The organism is Pseudoalteromonas sp. MMG006 (genome assembly GCF_018101025.1).
GTDB lineage: Bacteria > Pseudomonadota > Gammaproteobacteria > Enterobacterales > Alteromonadaceae > Pseudoalteromonas.
In genome coordinates this window covers 242,410-258,796 of record NZ_JAGJEJ010000003.1, presented here as the reverse complement: position 1 = coordinate 258,796, position 16,387 = coordinate 242,410, and the positions used below count along the sequence as shown (strand labels likewise).

The window sequence follows — 16,387 nt, the reverse complement described above, 5'->3', positions numbered from 1 at the left end:
CAGACATGCAGATTTTAAGTTTGGGTAGCAGAACCCTTCGTTTCATGTCTCTTCGTAAAGTGGCTATGGGCTTTTCGACGTTATTGATAATCGCGTCGCTTGCGTCAATTTTTGTTAAAGGTTTAAACTTTGGCTTAGATTTTACCGGCGGTACTGCAGTAGAGGTGGGCTTTTCACAGCCTGCAGATCTAAAAAAGGTACGTGATGTACTTGGTGAAAATGGCTTTTCTGATGCTTCAGTACAATTATTTGGCTCAAGCCAAGAAATTTTAGTACGCCTAGCGCCTCGCGGAAGCGATGTAAAAGCAGAAGTTATTGGTAACCAAGTAATTGCCGCATTAAAACAAGCAGACGACAGCGTTGTAATGCGCCGCATTGAGTTTGTTGGCCCAAGCGTAGGTGAAGACTTAAAAGAGCAGGGTGGCCTTGCCATGTTAACTGCGCTTATTTGTATCTTAATCTATGTAGCATTTCGCTTTGAGTGGCGTTTTGCAGTAGGTGCGGTGGGTGCGTTACTACACGACGTTATTATTACAGTTGGTTTGTTTTCGGTATTAGGGTTAGAGTTTGATTTAACAATATTAGCGGCAATTCTTGCGGTAATAGGTTACTCGCTCAACGATACTATTGTTGTATCTGACCGTATTCGTGAAAACTTCCGCAAGGTACGCATTGACGACACTATCGAAATTATTGATTTGTCTTTAACGCAAACACTTAATCGTACGCTTGTAACATCAATCACTACAATTTTAGTATTGATTGCCTTGTTTGCATGGGGCGGACAAACCATTCATGGTTTTGCAACTGCATTACTCTTTGGTGTGTTTATTGGTACTTACTCTTCTGTTTATGTTGCAAGTTCGGTTGCTATAGCAATGGGCGTAAGCAAAGAAGATTTAATACCTGAAGTGATAGAAAAAGAAGGTGCAGACCAAGACGCTATGCCGTAACTAGGTTTGCAGTTAATAAAAAACCGCTCTTATGAGCGGTTTTTTTATGAGCGTATTTAATTTAAATTCAGTAAAGCTGCTAAGTACATCGCATACTGCATTTCGTTTGTAAAAGTTATTAGCAAAGTTGTGGCAAAAGCACTTTGGTGAATTTTAGCAATAGGTTTAAATTAAGCGTAAAAAAAGGAGCCTAAGCTCCTTCTTTAGTCATACCAATTTTGATTGGTATAAACAGTTTATTAGCGAAGTAACGACTCAGATAACACTGGGCGAATTTCACGAATAATAGCTTGAGTCAATTTTGGTGCGCCACAGATAATATTTCCACTGTGGTTATAGTTATTACCACCAGCAAAATCTACTACCATTCCGCCGGCTTCTTTAACCATAAGCTCACCTGCAGCTGAGTGCCAAGGTTTTAAACCAATTTCAAAAAAGCCATCAACACGGCCAGCAGCAACGTATGCCATATCTAAAGCAGAACAACCTGCACGGCGGATATCAGCTGTATGCACAAACAATGCTTTAAATGCTTCAGTGTATGCATCCATGTGGTGTTTGTTTTTGAAAGGGAAACCAGTAGCAAGTACAGTGCCCGCAAGTACTGTTGTTTTGCTTACACGAAGACGTTTGCTGTTAAGTTGTGCGCCTTGACCTTTAGAAGCTGTGAAAAGCTCGCCACGAATTGGATCATAAATAACGGCTTGGTCTAAACGACCTTTAACTTTAAGTGCAATAGAGATTGCGTAATGAGGGATACCTTTGATGAAGTTTGTTGTTCCATCGATAGGATCTACAATCCATTGGTAATCTGCATCCTTGCCTTTGTGCTCACCTAGTTCTTCACCAACAATAGAGTGAGTAGGGTAAGACTGTAAAATTGTGTCGCGAATTACGGCTTCGGCTTCTTTATCAATATTAGTTACTAAGTCGTTAGCGCCTTTTTGTTGCACTTCAACTTTTGATAAATCTTCGCCTGCGCGAAGTAAAATTTTGCCTGCGTTACGCGCAGCGCGAACCGCAATGTTTAACATTGGATGCATGGTGTTACCTTTGGGTTGTAAAAGAACGTTTGTATATTTCAGCCGGCGTATTTTAGCGACTTTTGACATAAAGTAAACAATAAACCCTAAATAAATATGCATGTTTTTTATACAGCGCTAAAAGTACCCGTGTTTTAAAGCGTAATTAATTTTAAATAATGCTTTACCTAAAGTTAGCTTGAGGTTTTATCGTGACCTCAACTTAAACAAATAAGGAAAATTATGTATTTAGAACACGTAAACTTAGTCGCAAACGATATCGATTCTATGCTTGAGTTTTATCAAGCTGCATTTCCGTATTGGTCAATTAGGAGTGAAGGAAAAGGCGATTGGTATGGTAAGCCAAGACGTTGGGTACACTTTGGTGATGAAACCCATTACATTGCCATAAGCGACCATGGTGAGGGAGAAAACAGGTACTTGTCTGGGCATCAAGTTGGTTTTGCTCACTTTGCTTATGTTACTAGCAATATAAATGCAGTAGTAACGCGTTTAAAAAAAGCGGGCTTTAATATAAGTAAAAATGGGAGTGCTAATCCATTTAGAAAAAATGTGTATTATATTGACCCCGCAGGCTTTGAAATAGAGTTTGTAGAATATTTAAGTGATATACCCAGTGAGCGAAATAACGACTTATAACCATTGTTAGCACCGCAAAGCGCGGTGCTAAAATAGTGTGTTATGAGCGGTTGTTACCAGCGCCAAGCTGAGCTTTTAGTTCATTAGCAAAACTTATAAATTTTTCTTTAATTGTGCGTTTAACTTTTACTTCTACCGAACCCAATATAGCCTTGCCTTCAATGTGAATTGTTGGGCCTTGGCGCTTATTAAGCGATACCGACTTATTTTCAAAGCTGCTTAATGTACAAAACATTTTAGATACTACATTTACATGCTCCGGCACGTATATTTCATCACTACCAAAAATACAGTTAACGTGAATAGTTACGTTTTGATGTGTAAATATAGCATCGGTAAAATCAAGTACTACAGAGCCCATATAGTTATGTAGATATATGTTTTTTGGTACAACCCATTGGCCACTTCGCTCATTAGAGCCTAATATGCTGCGCAAGGTAAAGTCGTCATCGCTGTTTTGTTGTGCACTATAATTTGGAGAAAACTGCGTGTGTTTGTGTGCTTTATATTGGTTATCGGTGTTAAGTGTTAAATCTTCCACTAAGTTCATTAATGCTTCGTTTGAGCTCGCATCCATCGCTTCATCTAAACGTCGTTCAAATGCCTCTACAGAAATAACCCCATGGCTGTAATTATAAATTAGCTGATCAATCACTTGTTCACGAACGTGTTCTATTGGGCGGTCTTCAATTTTTACAGACATTAGGAGCAATCCTTTTATTTAGTTAGTACCAATAGAAAAGCAATCAACGTACCAATTTAAAAATACTTAAATATCAGTGGTTTATTTTATAGCGATGTTTAAGCGTTGTTTATATTAACGATAGATTAACCAAAATTGCAATTATCTAGTTATTTTCACTACTTGAGAAAGTTTTACCGATAAGCCTGTAAAACTTTACTTGAGGCCCAGAGACTAAAAATACGAATTAAACCTCAACCAATTGAATTTTATACATAAATAAAGTTGGCCTAAAGCTCGCATTAATAAATTCGTCTTTAATCAAAAGGAGAAAGATTATGAAAACATTCAATAAGTCTATGATTGCAGCGTTAGTTCTTGGTACTACAGCAATGGGTGCGCAAGCAAGCAGCTGGGAAAACGAAAGTAAAGATGCTTGGATTGATGGTAAGGCAGAAACAGTGCTTCTGATGAACACTAATCTAAACAACTTTGACATTAACACTGATGTAAAAAATGGCAAGGTAGTACTTACAGGTAAAGTAAACAGCGACTTAGATAAAGAGTTAGCTGAAGAACTTGTAATTAGCCTAGATGGCGTAACGGACGTAGATAATAACTTAACTGTTGTTAAAGATATGGACGCAAAAACTACAGATACCGATATGGACACTGATGACAACGATTTAACAGACGCTAAAATTACCACGGTAATTACTACGCGCTTCTTATTCGATTCAGAGGTTGACGGTACAGATATCGATGTTGATACCGACAACGGTGTAGTGAAGCTAAAAGGTTCAGTTGAATCTGAAGCTGAAAAGCAGTTAGCTGTAAAAATTGCTAAAAACGCTGAAGATGTTCGTGACGTAGTTGATGAATTAACTATCGTTGCTGAATAATACACTATACTAAAAGCCCAGCGCTGCTGGGCTTTTTGCTTTGTCATTTTAAAGGAGTTACATCATGGATATCATTCGTATTATTTTGTCGATTTTATTGCCACCACTGGGCGTGTTTTTACAAGTTGGTTTAGGTATGCACTTTTGGCTAAATATTTTACTAACACTACTGGGTTACTTCCCAGGCTTAATACATGCAATTTATATAATTGCCAAAAAGTAATGCCGCACTTTATGTAATGTAAGCCGACCTGTTAGACGGCTTACATGTCTTCCGTACTATAAATCCCCACATTTTTATATTATTTCCCACTGAAAAGATTACTATTTAAGCAGTTAGCTTATTGATTGTTAAAATAAAGGTTTTTGCTAGTGACAAGCCCTTAAAAAGTTTTTATACTGCAACCCGCTTTAGTCGCTTAGTGGCTAAACGCTTCAAAAATTAACTGCCATGCAGTTATATAAAGTTGGCCCCTTAGCTCAGTTGGTTAGAGCACACGACTCATAATCGTTAGGTCCCCAGTTCGAGTCTGGGAGGGGCCACCACTTATCAAAATCTTTCAAGTAAATTTCTCAATATCCTATAGCACTAACACTTCATTCAATGATTCATAGTTTTATAACTACTTAATTACTACCTTTTCAAATAACTAATCATTTAGCATTTTTTGGAAGCAAGCTAGAACTGTAATTTTAGATTTATCCTCTTATTTTATATTTGCAATCAAGAAGATAGTTGTGTACTTTCCTGGGTACAATTTAGGTTGTTAAAAAAAATTTATAAGGAAGTACTATGAAAACAAATAAAATTGCAATCTTACTTTTTACTGCTGTTGTTGCGAGCCCCGCTGCACTGGCAGAATCTCCAAACTTTAATTATGTTTCTGCAGGTTACCTTGACGGTGATATTGATGGCGATGATGCCGATGGTTGGACTTTTGATGGTAGCACGCTTTTAGGCGAAAACTTTTTCCTATCTGGCCAATACCAGACTGTTGGTAATTCAGATGATGGTGTGGATGTAGACTTTAATTGGCTGAGTGCTGGGTTGGGTTATCGCACGGCTATTAGCGCGAGCACTGATTTTTATGGTTTAGTAACATATGAAAACGTAGAAGTTGAAGCATCGTATCGTGGAAGTAGCATTTCTGATGATGAAAATGGTTATGGTCTATCTGTAGGTGTTCGCTCTATGGTGAGTGACAATATCGAACTAGATGGCCGATTGGGCTATATCGATATTGCAGATGAGAGTGAAACATCTTTTACTGTGGGCGCACGTTACTACTTCAATAACAACTTTTCACTCGGTGCTAATTACACTACCTTGGATGAATTGGATCTTGTTGGTTTAACTGCCCGTTATAGCTTTTAAGTACTAAAATTATGCGAGCGCACTAATTAGTGCGCTTTTTTATCTCGTCTACTTTTCTTCCTGCATTAATCTGCCGCGTATATTCGCAAAAGTCTAAAACTGTTTTAGTTTACGTTGTACTTACTGTTAGTACGAATGTAGATAGTTGCCGGCTTATCGCTGTTGTTTTCAAGCGAGTGAGTAAAGCGACCCGTTGACTCTACGTAGCTGCCTGCACTTAGGTTTTGAGCTTTATTTTGCTCGCTTGAGTTGTAATTAACCGCACCTGCAATAACCACTGCACGAAACTCACTGGCATTAGTAGTTACTTCGCCTTTAAAGCCAGCAGGAAGTTTAATCATTGAGCCATTCATATTGGCTGTACTTCCCCATACATAGGTAGATTGCACACCGTCTACGTTAATATCGTTTAAGTCGCTATCGCTTAACCATACAATATTGTCTTTATGTAGGTTTAATGGGTGCTCACCATTATCGAATTGCTCTTTAGTTGGTTTAACCAAATAAGGGCCGGAGTCTATTTCGAGGTATATTAAGTTAGTCGTACCATTTGCAGCTGTGGTGTGGTTTTCACCTGCTGGCTGTGTCCAAAATGAGCCTGTAGGCATCCACATTTTTTCAGCCGCTGGGTCGTCATTATGCATTTGCCCTTCAATAACAATTCCGCGATAGGTGATGTTATGAATATGTGGTGGAGACTCAAACCCTTTCTTAAAGCGAACTAGCATACCTGTTGCAGTATCTGCTGTACGGTTACCCCAAAGATCGGCTGCGCCTGGGCTTTTATCGCCTCGAAGTGGGTTTAGGTAGCCCCAATCAATATTGCTTGCGGCAATTACTTTTGATGTGCTTTGCTGGGCAAAAACAGGTGATGAGCTAAATGTTGCTACAAGTGCAAGTGCTGATAAGTTTAATAATAGTTTCATATAAATGCTCCGTTAAGCTGGTATGCGTATATGGTACGGTTTGGAACTCACCCAATAAACGGGCAAATGTTTAATACACTTTCGCAAAAACGTGGATAATAGCTTTATAGTTAATATTTAATCCTGTAGCTAAACAGTATGAGGTTTTGATGAAAATTGCTGACTTACAAGTATTGCTCAAAGTGGCTGAGCTGCAATCTATTACGGCGGCTGCAAACCAATTAGATATGAGTTCGTCGGCTGCAAGCGTATCTATAAAACGTATTGAAAAAGCACTTAACGCTCAGATTTTTGTACGTACCACAAGACAAATACGTCTTACGCCTGAGGGTGAGCGTTATTTGCCATTATGCCAACAAGCACTCCAATTGTTACAGCAAGGCCAAGTGCTTATTCATGAAGAGCAGCAGTCTATTAGCGGTGAAGTGCGTATGGCGGTGTCCTCAGAAATGGGCCGTAATTTAATGCGTATTTTACTTAATAACATTATGGATAAATACAGCGATGTAACTCTGCGCCTACAAACTAGTGATAGTCGTGCAGACTTTTACCGTGATGGTGTTGATGTTGCTCTAAGGGCAGTTACTAAAGATGCAGCTAAAGAGCTCAACTTATATGGTTTTAAAATTTGTAATATTCCTCACGTGTTGTGTGCATCGCCAAGTTATATTAACAGTCACGGTGAGCCGTTAACGCCAAATGACTTACTTAATCATAATGCTCTTTTATATAAATTATATGAAGTAGTTCATGATAGTTGGGAGCTTTATAACGATGGTCAAAAATTCAAAATTAAAATGAATAGTGATCGTGCAGTTAACGATGGCGATATTGTAAGGCGCTGGTGTATTGATGGAACAGGTATTGCTAAAAAATCAGCAATTGATGTTGCTCAAGATTTATTAAGCGGAAGGCTTCAGAGGTTAATGGCCGATTACACAGTGCCGCTCACCGAAATGTGGTTAGTACTTCCTAGTAGGCAGCTTATTACCCCTGCTGTTAGGTTAATTCGCGATGAATTAAAACTCACAATAAATGAATTAAGAGCTCAGCTAATAGATAAAGGCACTATTGATGCGCAAGAGTGGCCAGAATCGCCATAAATTTTAATACGCTTTCATGTGGTTGAAAAAATTAAACTATAGACTTTCTTTTGAATTCTATTTCTCTAATTATTGGGCTTATTGCTTAGCTGATCCTATATTTATTAAGAGCGAATGTTAGTTCAACCTCTTGTACATTTATAGGAATAGTATGTTACTTAAGCAAAAAGTCTATATTAGCCTCATTTTAGCCATTGTTGTGCCTTTAGCTGCTTCTACATTTTTATTTTCAAATAGTATCCAAAGTCATATAGGAGATAAACTCGCAAAAGTAGACTTACCTACAGCACTTAGCGAAGTGAAAAGTAAAATTGAGTTAGAGCTTTCTACTCCCATTATTGTTGCTAAAGAAATAGCGCAAAATTCATTTGTTAAACAGTGGATAGCTAACGGTGAATCCGAGCAATCACAAGCTGACTATATAAATTATTTAGCGAGTATTAAAAAGAATAACAAAGCCGTTATTACTTATATTATTTCCAAAAATACTAATAACTATTACACCGATACGGGCATTTCGAGAAAAATAGATAGAACAGACGAAGCCTGGTTTGATCAGTTTTTATCATCAAATAAACCATTCGAAATTGCTTTAGATATAGATAAAGGCTCGAATAGTATGGTGGTATTTATTAACCATGCATTAGAAATTGATGGCGAGCGTACGGCGATTACAGGTGTGGGGCGCTCGCTCGATTCTATGATTAATTTAGTTAATGAATACCGTATTGGTGAGGCGGGTGTCGTGTATTTGGTCTCTGATGATGGTGAGGTGATGCTTCACAGCGACAGAGATAAAATGGGTCAGAAAATCAATATTCGTGATATTAAAAACGGCGCTATTGTAAATAAACAAATTGGCGGTGAAGATTATGTTGTTTCAAGCACGCCTGTAGAATCATTAGGTTGGCATTTAGTGGCCGAAATTCCTGAAGATCAACTCTATGGGCCTATTAATAGTGCGATTCATAGTAATTTATTATTTGGGGTTATTATTGCTGTTATAGGTCTGGTGCTAGCTAGGGTATTGGTTGCGCAAATATTTAAACCTATTGAAAATATTACCACAGCGGTTAATTCGTTAACTAAAAAAGATGGTGATTTAACTGCTAGGTTACCTACAGACGATAACAATGAAATATCTGAGTTGGCGGCAAACTTTAATTTATTTTTAGAGCAATTGCATAGTATGTTTAAGCAAGTGTCAGATTCTGCTAATCATGTAAAAAGTATTTCGCAGAATGTCCTAGTGCAAGTCCAAGGGGCAGCTAATTTGGCTGAAGTGCAATCATCAAGCACACAAACGGTTGCAGCTGCGGTTAATGAAATGGAAGTAACCGTCCAAGATATTTCTAACAGCGCTAGTAATGCCTCTGATATAGCAACTACTACAGAGGAAACCACTCACAAAGGGGTTGAATTTGTTAATGGCACCATAAAACACATGGAGCAGTTAGAAACGGCCATGGCCACCTCGGTTACTTCCGTTACTGAGCTCTCTAGTGAAATAAAATCTATTACGCAAGTGCTTGATGTAATTAAGGCTATATCTGAGCAAACCAATTTATTAGCGCTTAATGCTGCCATAGAGGCTGCGCGTGCGGGGGAGCATGGTCGAGGTTTTGCTGTAGTTGCCGATGAGGTAAGAACGCTTGCTATGCGTACCGCTGAGTCTACTGAGCAAATAAACGAAATGATTGATTCACTAAATAACAAAGCATCAACGACAGTATTAGCCATTGAGCTTGGTAGTAAAAATACCTTAGAAAACGCAGAACGCTTAAAAATAACGGGCAGTACGTTAACAGGTATATCGCAGGAAATAGTGACTTTAAGTGAGCTAAACAGTTCGGTTGCTACAGCAACACGTGAACAAACATTAGCGACTTCAGAGATTAGTCAAAATGTGGTGATGATTTCTGACTCGGCAGAGCAAACAAAGCAAAATATGAAAAATTCCGAGCAGCTATGTAATGGCTTGAATAAGGAGTCGAATATATTAAAAGACTTGCTTGGTAAATTTACATTATAAAAAGTTAAAGCTTTAAACTATAAAGCGCGTTGTAACTCAGTTATAACGCGCTTTTTTTGTTTAATTTTTACGGTATATCTCGTGTTGAATATCGTAAATATTAACGCTTAAGCTGTCTGAATCGCGACAGTAGGTTTTTAAACACTCCAGCAGGCTTTCACTAAGCATTTGCTTTTGCTCAATCGAGCGCCCTGACATTATATGTGCCGCAATATGAATAAATCCTTCTTTACCTGCACCTAGTTGATACTGCTGGTAAGCAATGGCACGGGTTTTGATAGTTTCTAAATCGAATAAGCCACTTTGAAAAGTTGCATTGTGTACTTTTTCTACGAGTACTTGAGGGAGAACAGGAAGGTCTTCTGAGTGTTCAATAATAATATGCGGCATTAAGCATTTCCTATTGTAAGTTACTGCATGGGTGTGGGCGCAATTGTAGCAAATACAGTGTTCTGCGCTAACCCCTGAGGTATTGAAAATCTTTACTCTAAAGTAATTATTTTTGATGGTAGTATAAAAACAGACACGTGAACCTTCGCTTAGCTTATAAAGCAAAATTAAGGATTAATATGAAATTACCGCAAAATTTTAAACGTTTAGCTGTGCTACTAAGTGCAGTTGTTACATTAAGTGCTTGCTCTGACGATGTTGCATCGGTGAGCTTAGGTCTATTTACTACTAAAGATGTGGTGGTTAATTCGCAGCAAGACCCGCTAGTAAAAGGTGTTACATGTCATATTAGTCATATTGAGGCCGATTTAGATTTTTCAGATCCCTCCGATATGTCTATAGCATGTCGTCAAACGGGGCCGATTACGGGGGATCAATTACAAGCTATAGATCGCAGTAAGTCGGGAGAGGTGGTATTTAAATCATCTAAAAGTATTTTATTTAAATCACTAAAAGTACGCCGTATTTACGATGCACAAAACCGTACGTTGCTGTACTTATCGTACTCAACAAAAGAATCCAGTGGTAGTCATCATCATGCACTATCGACTGTACCACTTTACAATACCCAAGCGTGGGATTGGGCGCTTAAACAAGAATAAGAGCACATTATGTTGGCGTTATTTAAAACAAAGCCACTGCTTGAGCAGGCAGAGCAGCAGTGGTTAATTGATACCTTTATTTGGGCGGTAGAAAACTTTGATGCCAGCTTTTTTACAAAGCACACGCAAATAATATTGCCAACGGCTAAATACTTCCCTGACTCGGTGTCGAGTATTGAAGAGATGGCCACAAATGTATTTACCCGTGTGCGCGATTACGCTGGGATGAGCGCATGGCCAATACAACTAGTAGCACCACAACAATTGCAGCCGCAAGTATTTCCTCATTTTGAATTTAGTGAGCAACTACGAGGTGATACAAGCCAGCTTATAGTACCGCCAAGCCATGCGATTAATATCTCGTTTAATCCTAATCAAATTAATCAGCCTCAAGATTTAGTAGCAAGCTTTGCAGGTACGTTAGCGACCATACTTATACACCATGTTGCAGTACTACCACCAGGGGGTAAAGGCTACCTGCCACAAGCTGTAGATGCACTGGCATGCTTTTTAGGTTTTGGTGTAATGATGAGCAATACAGTGTATCAATTTAAAGGAGGGTGTGGCTCGTGTTATAACCCCTATGCTAATCGCGAGGCTAAACTTAGCGAAACACATACGGTATTTATGCACGCGTTAATTAGCTACTTTAAAAACGATAAAGAGTCTAAAAAGCACTTAAAGCCGCATTTACGAAGCCAATTTAAAAAAGCTCAGAAAGAAATTAAAGCCTTAGTAGACAACTCAGCTAATCCGTTATTACTCGCCTATGCACCAAATTAAATTGGATACTTGTGAATTACTTAGATGAATTTTTGCTTATTGCTATTGCACACTTTTTTGCCGTAGCGAGCCCAGGGCCAGACTTTGCTGTGGTACTTAAACAAAGTGTACAGCAAGGTAGGCGTAATGCTTTATGGACAAGTGCAGGCGTTGGCGCCGCTATTTTGCTGCACGTTGGCTATTGCGTATTAGGCGTTGCACTTATTTTAACGCAATCACCTAATTTATTTATGGCGCTTAAATACCTCGCAGGAGCTTATTTGGCATATTTAGGTGTGCAAGCGTTAAGAGCAGCAAAACCGCCAGAAAATACGAGCGATACTATAGAAAACAAAACCGTGCTTGAGGAAAGTGTGTGGCTTGCCTTTAGGCGTGGCTTTTTAACTAATGCGCTAAACCCTAAAGCAACCCTCTTTTTTATGTCGTTATTTACCTTAGTAATTAGCGTAACTACCCCTACTAGCGTGCAAATAGCGTATGGCGTTTATATGGCATTGGCTACCTGGGTATGGTTTTCAATGCTCTCTTTGGTACTTTCAAAGCCGGGTGTTCGGGGCTTTTTTCAAAAAAGTGGTTATTGGTTTGACCGCGGTATTGGCGTTATTTTAATAGCGTTAGCTATTCGCGTTGTAATTTAAATTAATAAGAGCAGGAGTAAACATGCCTATTTATAATTTTTCGTTTGGATCAAATATGTCGTCCAACCGCTTACTTGCACGCTTACCGCAAGCTAAACGTGTTGGTACAGCGGTATTAAAAGGCTACGAGCTTACCTTTAATATGTTATTTAAAGATGGGTCGGGTAAATGTAGTATTCAAAAAAGCGATGATAAAAACGCGTTAGTGTATGGTGTTGTTTATGAAGTTAATGAAGCAGAAAAAGCAATTTTAGATACTATTGAAGGTCCAGGGTACGATTGCGTTGCAATTAAGCCAACACTTTTAGATGGCGATCAAATAGAGGCGCATTGCTATATAGCCAATACGCACGATAACGATGTACTGCCATATGACTGGTATATTCAGCACGTTCATCGCGGTGCACTTGAGGCGGGCGTACCAAAAGAATACAGTGATGCAATACTTAATCGGCCGCATAAAAGCGATACTAATAAAGAGCGCGCCGATATTGAATTTGCAGTCCATCAAAAATAATAAGGATAACCATGACATTAACTAAATTAGCCAGCTTTGCCTTGCTTGCAAGTGCCACCTTTAGCAGTTGGGCACAAATAAATACCAATAATTTAGAAGAGGTAATTAAAACTTCAATGGCGCGCTTTGACGTACCCGGTATGGCTGTAGCGGTAGTGCAAGATGACCAAGTAGTATTTGCTAAAGGTTTTGGTGTTAGTAACTTAAATACTAACGCACAAGTAAACAAAGACACGCTATTTGGTATTGCTTCAAACACAAAGGCATTTACCAGCGCAGCGCTTGCTAAATTAGTTGATGAAGGCAAGTTAAGCTGGGATGACAGGGTAATCGATCACTTACCTGAATTTAGATTATATGACTCATACGTGACCCGTGAAATGCGTATTCGTGATTTATTGAGCCATCGTAGTGGGTTAGGCCTTGGGCAAGGCGATTTAATGATTTGGCCAAGTACAGATAAATCTATAGAGGATATTTTAGCAGGGCTAAAGTATTTAAAACCGGCAAGCAGCTTTCGTAGCCAATATGCTTATAACAACTTAATGTTTGTCACCGCAGGTGAGGTTGTTGCGCGTGTATCGGGTATGAGCTGGAGCGATTACATCGAAAACAATATATTAAAGCCGCTGCATATGGATAACTCGCGCGCGGGTTTTTCACGTATTCCTAAAAGTAATAAAAACTGGGCAATAGGGCACATTCCTATGGATGGCAAGCTTAACCCATTTTTTGTTAATTACTTAGAAGACTTTAGAGGTGCAGGTGCTATTGCATCTAGCGTAAGCGATATGAGCCAATGGCTACGCACGCAATTAGCGGGTGGTAAAATGCCAAACGGCGAGCAACTATTTAGCGAAAAGCAACAAGCGCAAATGTGGCATCCGCATATTACCTCTATGGCATCTAAAAGTGCATTTGAAGCGTATCATCAGCAATTTAGAGGATATGGACTGGGTTGGAGCATTGAAGATTACCACGGCTTTAAAAAGTTGGGTCACGGTGGTGGTATTTTAGGTATGGTATCGCAAGTCACGTTACTACCAGAGAAAAAGCTTGGTATTGTAATCTTATCTAATCAGCAAGCATTTAGTGCGCTTTCGGCGGTTACTCATGAAGTGCTTGAAGATGCCCTAGAACTTGAAGATAAAGACTGGGTAGAAGATTTAGCTGATAAGCATTTTGCCGGTAAACAAAAAGCTTATGCGAATGCTAAGCCCGATGCACCAGCAGACTACCAGCCACAGTTACCTAATATTAATTACACCGGCACCTTACATGATGACTGGTACGGTGATGTGATTGTTGAGCAGTTAGATGGCAAATTACGCATTGATTTTACGCATACCAAACGCTTAAAAGGCACACTTGAGCATTATACGGGTAATACATTTATTGTTAGGTGGGATGAAAAACTATTAGAAGCCGATGCGTTTATTCGTTTTGAAATGAGCTCACAAAACCGTGTAAATAGCGCCAAAATGCGCGCGGTGTCAACCGCTGTTACCGACTTTAGCTTTGATTTTAGAAACTTAAACTTAAACTTAAAAGCAAAATAGTAATTTACTAAGGTCTGTTGACCTTTGCGGGTTTAACCTGAAAGTTCAACAGGCCCTAATGCTATACACCAAAGTCGCAAAGCCACCCTTAGGTGGCTTTGTTATATTAAACGCTCATACTAGTTTGCTTAGGAGCATTTTATGCGTACTGCAGTTATTTCACACCCTCATTGCCGTAAACATAAAATGATTGACGATCACCCCGAGTGCCCAGAGCGCTTAGATGCTATTACCGACCGGTTACTCGCAAGCGGCGTAGACGTTGGCTTAACTCACCTTCAAGCACCTAAAGCAAAACGCGAAGATTATTTATTAGCGCATGATGAGTCGTTAGTTAACCTTGTTGAGCGCTTAATTCCTCAAGAGGGATTAAATAACCTCGATGGCGACACATGGTTATGCCCTGATTCGTTAAAAGCAATTGAGCGCGCTGTTGGCGCTGGGCTGTTAGCTGTAGATGAAATACTTGCAGATAACCTCGATGCCGCTTTTTGTTCTGTGCGCCCGCCGGGGCATCATGCAAATGCACATTCATCGTCTGGTTTTTGCGTATTTAATAATTTAGCCATTGCTGTTAAGTACGCCCAAAGCAAAGGGGTTAAACGTATTGCGGTTGCTGATTTTGATGTACACCATGGCAATGGCACGCAAGACATTTTTATTGACGATGAAAACGTATTACTTTGTTCGTTATTTCAATATCCGTTTTACCCAAATACAGCCGTAAAAAATAATAACCATATTGTTAACTCGCCTTTGCCGATAGCCAGTAATGGTGAAGATTTAAAAGAGGTATTTAATACCCAATGGTTGCCCAAATTGAAAGCATTTAAACCTGAGCTGTTATTCATAAGTGCGGGGTTTGATGCACACTTAGAGGATGATATGGCAAGTTTAAAGTTTGTAGAAGATGACTATATTTGGCTAACACAGCAGTTGTGTAACGCTGTTAAAGACAGTGGTTGCAAGGGCGTTATATCATACCTTGAAGGCGGTTATGCGCTATCAGCTTTAGGAAGAAGTGCTGTAGCGCATATTAAAGTACTCACCGAGCTTTAAATAAAGAGAAAACTTATAACCCTAGTAAATCAAATGCCTGCGTAGTGCTTAGCGTTTTAATTTTACCTAAGCAACATTGGCCTTCATTTAATAAATAAGCTGTAACTAACTGCGCAAGCTGCTCCCCAGATGGTGCAGGGCAAGCAGTGCCTTGTAAATCAAGATAGTTACCTTGTTTATTAAGTACGCGTACGACGTTTAGCTCACTTTGCGTAACGCTGTGTAAGCACTCCTGCTGCTCTTGTTGGTTATGCGCTATCTCAAGCTCATTATAAATAACTAATATCTGTGGGAAGCTGTTTAGCATAGCGTGTTAGCCTACAGTTACTTCGTAAGAGGTAAATTTACGAATATTAATAACGCCGTTATCAAAAATTAAATATTGCCCTTTAATACCTTGTAAAACACCGCTTACAACCGGGTTTTTATCAAAGTTAAACGAGCTTATTTTAGTTGGGTATTCTGTTACCGGAAAGTTTAAATCAACCACGTCTTCATCAAGTTGCTCTATAGCGGTTGCACCAAATAGCTCACTTAGCTCGTTTAGTTTATCGCTGATTTGTGGAATAAGTTCAGCGGCGGCGGCTTTTAAGTCTATTGCTTCGTTTTGGCCTTTTAACATATTGCGCCAATTGGTTTTATCGGCAATAAACTCGGCTAATGCAACCTCTACCAAGCCCGACTGCAAGCGTGTTTGCACTTTAAAAATAGGTAAAGCCTGAGTAGCACCTTGGTCAACCCAACGTGTAGGTATTTGTGTATGGCGCGTAATGCCTACTTTTAACCCCGAAGTATTAGCTAAATAAACATAATGTGGGATCATGCAGTTTTCTTCGCCCCACTGTGGCTCTCGGCATGTACCTTGGTCGTAGTGGCAGGTTTCTGGCTTCATAATACACATGTCGCAGCTAGCAAGCTTACGCATACATACAAAGCAATGACCCTGAGAGTAACTCTTTTTAGTTTTTTTACCGCAGTTAGAGCATAAAATAGTACCGCTAAAAGTAAGCGTGAGTTCTTTACCTATGTATGCATTTAAATCAACTAGCTCGTCGCCAACCGGAAGGTGATACTGAACCGGCTCTGTTAAGCTCGATTTTAATTTACGCAAAGTGCCTTGCATC

Annotated in this window: 19 protein-coding genes and 1 tRNA gene; 14 read left to right on the top strand and 6 right to left on the bottom strand. The window is 39.3% G+C overall.

Features of this window, described 5'->3' with window-relative positions:
- Window positions 1-5 precede the first annotated feature (5 nt).
- Window positions 6-953, top strand: a complete 948-nt coding sequence (gene secF / locus J8L73_RS05390) for a protein translocase subunit SecF (RefSeq protein WP_210998769.1) — start codon at window positions 6-8, stop codon at window positions 951-953.
- Between the two features lie 239 nt (window positions 954-1,192).
- Here the strand turns inward: secF and suhB are convergent, their stop codons facing one another.
- Window positions 1,193-1,996: an inositol-1-monophosphatase gene (gene suhB, locus J8L73_RS05385; RefSeq protein WP_058549356.1), complete on the bottom strand. Its 804-nt coding sequence runs from the start codon at window positions 1,994-1,996 to the stop codon at window positions 1,193-1,195.
- 222 nt (window positions 1,997-2,218) lie between these two features.
- On the opposite strand from suhB, the gene J8L73_RS05380 reads away from it, so the two are divergent.
- Window positions 2,219-2,635 carry a VOC family protein gene (locus J8L73_RS05380; protein ID WP_210998770.1) on the top strand — a complete coding sequence of 139 codons (417 nt, stop codon included), beginning with the start codon at window positions 2,219-2,221 and terminating at the stop codon, window positions 2,633-2,635.
- 40 nt (window positions 2,636-2,675) lie between these two features.
- Here J8L73_RS05380 and J8L73_RS05375 read toward each other — a convergent pair whose 3' ends face one another.
- Window positions 2,676-3,338 carry a LiaF domain-containing protein gene (locus tag J8L73_RS05375; RefSeq protein WP_211015267.1) on the bottom strand — a complete coding sequence of 221 codons (663 nt, stop codon included), beginning with the start codon at window positions 3,336-3,338 and terminating at the stop codon, window positions 2,676-2,678.
- A 317-nt stretch (window positions 3,339-3,655) separates the two neighbouring features.
- Between J8L73_RS05375 and J8L73_RS05370 the strand changes: the two genes are divergently transcribed.
- The 4 genes from J8L73_RS05370 (at window position 3,656) to J8L73_RS05355 (ending at window position 5,594) form a co-directional block, all read left to right on the top strand.
- A complete protein-coding gene (locus J8L73_RS05370; protein WP_210998772.1) occupies window positions 3,656-4,219 on the top strand; it encodes a BON domain-containing protein in 564 nt (187 codons plus the stop codon).
- A 64-nt stretch (window positions 4,220-4,283) separates the two neighbouring features.
- Window positions 4,284-4,442, top strand: a complete 159-nt coding sequence (locus J8L73_RS05365; protein WP_004587604.1) for a YqaE/Pmp3 family membrane protein — start codon at window positions 4,284-4,286, stop codon at window positions 4,440-4,442.
- 246 nt (window positions 4,443-4,688) lie between these two features.
- Window positions 4,689-4,765 (top strand) — tRNA-Ile (locus tag J8L73_RS05360).
- Between the two features lie 247 nt (window positions 4,766-5,012).
- Window positions 5,013-5,594, top strand: a complete 582-nt coding sequence (locus J8L73_RS05355) for an outer membrane beta-barrel protein (RefSeq protein WP_211015265.1) — start codon at window positions 5,013-5,015, stop codon at window positions 5,592-5,594.
- Between the two features lie 104 nt (window positions 5,595-5,698).
- Here the strand turns inward: J8L73_RS05355 and J8L73_RS05350 are convergent, their stop codons facing one another.
- A complete protein-coding gene (locus J8L73_RS05350) occupies window positions 5,699-6,520 on the bottom strand; it encodes a DUF4437 domain-containing protein (protein WP_211015264.1) in 822 nt (273 codons plus the stop codon).
- A gap of 149 nt (window positions 6,521-6,669) precedes the next feature.
- Between J8L73_RS05350 and J8L73_RS05345 the strand changes: the two genes are divergently transcribed.
- Both J8L73_RS05345 and J8L73_RS05340 read left to right on the top strand, forming a co-directional pair.
- Window positions 6,670-7,623: a LysR family transcriptional regulator gene (locus J8L73_RS05345; protein ID WP_211015262.1), complete on the top strand. Its 954-nt coding sequence runs from the start codon at window positions 6,670-6,672 to the stop codon at window positions 7,621-7,623.
- A 151-nt stretch (window positions 7,624-7,774) separates the two neighbouring features.
- Window positions 7,775-9,655, top strand: coding sequence for a methyl-accepting chemotaxis protein (locus J8L73_RS05340; protein WP_211015260.1), 1,881 nt, complete (start codon window positions 7,775-7,777; stop codon window positions 9,653-9,655).
- 60 nt (window positions 9,656-9,715) lie between these two features.
- On the opposite strand, the gene J8L73_RS05335 is transcribed toward J8L73_RS05340, so the two are convergent.
- Window positions 9,716-10,045, bottom strand: coding sequence for a 5-carboxymethyl-2-hydroxymuconate Delta-isomerase (locus J8L73_RS05335; RefSeq protein ID WP_058549364.1), 330 nt, complete (start codon window positions 10,043-10,045; stop codon window positions 9,716-9,718).
- Window positions 10,046-10,224: 179 nt separating this feature from the next.
- Here J8L73_RS05335 and J8L73_RS05330 point away from each other — a divergent pair, with 179 nt between their 5' ends.
- From J8L73_RS05330 to J8L73_RS05305, 6 genes are all read left to right on the top strand, one after another.
- Window positions 10,225-10,707: a CreA family protein gene (locus J8L73_RS05330; RefSeq protein WP_211015258.1), complete on the top strand. Its 483-nt coding sequence runs from the start codon at window positions 10,225-10,227 to the stop codon at window positions 10,705-10,707.
- Between the two features lie 9 nt (window positions 10,708-10,716).
- Window positions 10,717-11,490 carry a hypothetical protein gene (locus J8L73_RS05325; RefSeq protein ID WP_211015256.1) on the top strand — a complete coding sequence of 258 codons (774 nt, stop codon included), beginning with the start codon at window positions 10,717-10,719 and terminating at the stop codon, window positions 11,488-11,490.
- Between the two features lie 11 nt (window positions 11,491-11,501).
- Complete coding sequence (locus tag J8L73_RS05320) at window positions 11,502-12,128, top strand: LysE family transporter (RefSeq protein WP_211015254.1); 627 nt, start codon at window positions 11,502-11,504, stop codon at window positions 12,126-12,128.
- 22 nt (window positions 12,129-12,150) lie between these two features.
- Entirely contained in the window at window positions 12,151-12,645 is a 495-nt protein-coding gene (locus J8L73_RS05315) for a gamma-glutamylcyclotransferase family protein (RefSeq protein ID WP_210998777.1), read from the top strand.
- Window positions 12,646-12,656: 11 nt separating this feature from the next.
- Entirely contained in the window at window positions 12,657-14,204 is a 1,548-nt protein-coding gene (locus J8L73_RS05310; protein ID WP_211015252.1) for a serine hydrolase, read from the top strand.
- A gap of 141 nt (window positions 14,205-14,345) precedes the next feature.
- Window positions 14,346-15,263 carry a histone deacetylase family protein gene (locus J8L73_RS05305; protein WP_211015250.1) on the top strand — a complete coding sequence of 306 codons (918 nt, stop codon included), beginning with the start codon at window positions 14,346-14,348 and terminating at the stop codon, window positions 15,261-15,263.
- 13 nt (window positions 15,264-15,276) lie between these two features.
- Here the strand turns inward: J8L73_RS05305 and J8L73_RS05300 are convergent, their stop codons facing one another.
- Both J8L73_RS05300 and J8L73_RS05295 read right to left on the bottom strand, forming a co-directional pair.
- Complete coding sequence (locus J8L73_RS05300; RefSeq protein WP_210998780.1) at window positions 15,277-15,570, bottom strand: hypothetical protein; 294 nt, start codon at window positions 15,568-15,570, stop codon at window positions 15,277-15,279.
- A 6-nt stretch (window positions 15,571-15,576) separates the two neighbouring features.
- A complete protein-coding gene (locus J8L73_RS05295; RefSeq protein WP_210998781.1) occupies window positions 15,577-16,386 on the bottom strand; it encodes a DUF2797 domain-containing protein in 810 nt (269 codons plus the stop codon).
- Window position 16,387 lies beyond the last annotated feature (1 nt).